2 protein-coding genes are annotated in these 2,200 nt (G+C 72.2%); both read left to right on the top strand.

Annotation, left to right across the window (positions count from 1 at the left end):
* The first annotated feature begins 29 nt into the window (after positions 1-29).
* Entirely contained in the window at positions 30-1,064 is a 1,035-nt protein-coding gene (locus FNQ90_RS20435) for an ABC transporter substrate-binding protein (protein ID WP_182607698.1), read from the top strand.
* Positions 1,061-2,164 carry a FecCD family ABC transporter permease gene (locus FNQ90_RS20430; protein ID WP_407699401.1) on the top strand — a complete coding sequence of 368 codons (1,104 nt, stop codon included), beginning with the start codon at positions 1,061-1,063 and terminating at the stop codon, positions 2,162-2,164. Before FNQ90_RS20435 ends, FNQ90_RS20430 begins: the two co-directional genes overlap by 4 nt.
* The last annotated feature ends 36 nt before the right edge of the window (positions 2,165-2,200 follow it).

Genomic DNA, 2,200 nt, shown 5'->3' with positions numbered 1-2,200 from the left:
CCCACCATCCCTCGCGGAGGACACCCCCCATGACGAGTTCCCCGATATCCCGGCGCGTTCCGGCCGTGCTCCTGGCCGGGACGTTGGCGTTCCTCGCCACCGGCTGCGGCTCCGACACCGGTGGATCGGACACCGGCGGGGCCGGGGGCGCGGACGCCGCGAACGGGAGCGACACCGCCGGCGCCCCGGAGGGCTTCCCGTTCACCGTCGAGAACTGCGGGACGGAGGTGACCTACGAACAACCCCCCGAGCGGGCGGTGTCGTTGAACCAGCACGCCACCGAGGTGATGCTCGCCCTCGACCTGGCGGACTCCATGGTCGGCACCGGCTACCTCGACGACGAGATCCTGCCGGAGTACCGGGAGGACTACGACGCGGTGCCGGTGGTCTCCGAGCAGTACCCCTCCTACGAGACGCTCCTCGCGCTCGAACCCGACTTCGTCTACGGCGGCTTCTCCAGCACCTTCGACGCGCAGGAGGGGCGCTCCCGGGAGGCCTTCGCCTCCCACGGCATCGCCACCCACCTCAACGTCGAGGAGTGCTCCACCCCGCCGCTGGACATCGACCTGATGGACCGCGAGGTGCGGGACATCGCCCGGATCTTCGGCGTTCCCGAGCGCGCGGACGCGGAGTTGGAGCGGCTGCACGGGGTGTTGGACGGGGTGGCCGAGCACCTCGAGGGCGTGGAGCCGGTCGACGTCTTCGTCTACGACAGCGGCGAGACCACCGCCTTCACCGCCGGTGGCGGGGGCATCGGCAACGAGATGATCAATCGCGCCGGCGCCACGAACCTCTTCGCCGACCTCGACAGGGCCTTCGGCGACGTCTCCTTCGAGCAGGTCGCCGAACGGGCCCCCGAGGTCATCGTGATCTACGACTACGGCGACCGGTCGGTGGAGGACAAGAAGCGGTTCCTGCTGGACAACCCGGCTCTGCGCGACGTCCCGGCGATCCGGGAGGAGCGCTTCGCGGTGCTGCCGTTGTCCTCGACCGTGCTGGGTGTGCGGGTGCCCGACGGGGTGGAGTCGCTGGCCCGGCAACTCCACCCGGATCGCTTCCGGTGACCGCTCCCGCCCCGCCGTACGGGCGGGCCGCGTCCGGCTCCCCCGCGCCGGGCGCGTTGCCCGCCGCGGTCGGCCGTCGCCGTCTCCCCTACGCGGTGGTCGTCCTCGCGATGACGGCCCTGCTCCTGGCCACGGCCACCGCGGCCGTGGCGATCGGGTCGGTCTCCGTCCCACCCGCGGATGTGTGGCGGATCCTGCTGCACCAGATCGTCCCCGGCGCGGTCGAGCCGACCTGGTCGCCGGTGCACGAGACGATCGTGCTGGACGTGCGGCTGCCCCGGGTGCTGCTGTGCGCCGTGGTCGGGGCGGGCCTGTCGGTGGCGGGGATGGCGCTCCAGGCCCTGGTGCGCAACCCGTTGGCGGACCCGATGCTGCTGGGCATCTCCTCGGGCGCGAGTGTCGGCGCGGTGCTGGTGCTCGTGCTGAACGTGACCCTGTTCGGTGTGTTCTCGCTGCCGGTGGCCGCTTTCTGCGGGGCGTTGGTGGCGCTGTTCGCCGTGTACTTCCTGGCCCGCGCGGGCGGTCGGATGACCACCCTGCGACTGGTGCTGGCGGGTGTGGCGACCGCCGAGGTGCTGACGGCGGTGGCGAGTTTGCTGATCATCACCGCCAACGACCCGCACCGCACCCAGTCGGCGGTGCGCTGGATGCTCGGCGGCCTGGCCGGCACCACCTGGACGATGGTGTGGATCCCGGCGGCCGTGATCCTGGTGGGCGCCCTGACGCTGCTCGGTTCCTCCCGCCCGCTGAACCTGCTGCTCGCCGGGGAGGAGGCCGCGGCGGCGCTCGGCCTGGACGTGCATCGCTTCCGCAGCGCGATGTTCGTGCTGGTCGCCCTGATGGTGGGGGCGATGGTGGCGGTCAGCGGGCAGATCGGCTTCGTCGGGTTGATCATGCCGCACGTGGTGCGGCTGCTGGTGGGCGCCGACCACCGGCGGGCGCTGCCGGCGGTGGTGCTGCTGGGCGCCACGTTCCTGCTCGCCGCGGACCTGGCGGCACGCACGGTCATCAGCCCGGAGGAGATCCCGGTGGGCATCCTCACCGCGCTGGTCGGTGGCCCGTTCTTCCTGTGGTTGATGCGACGGAGGGCGGTCCGGTGAGCGGAGGGTTCGGTGGGCTCGCCCCGTGGTGGAGGG

This window comes from Streptomyces alkaliphilus, assembly GCF_014141535.1.
GTDB classification, from domain to species: domain Bacteria; phylum Actinomycetota; class Actinomycetes; order Streptomycetales; family Streptomycetaceae; genus Streptomyces; species Streptomyces alkaliphilus.
Note: the sequence above shows the minus strand (reverse complement) of the source record. Positions and strands in the feature narration are given on the sequence as shown.

What these genes read in the sequence shown, in the direction of transcription:
- FNQ90_RS20435 (WP_182607698.1), top strand. Translation starts at nt 30, where the DNA reads ATGACGAGTTCCCCGATATCCCGGCGCGTTCCGGCCGTGCTCCTGGCC.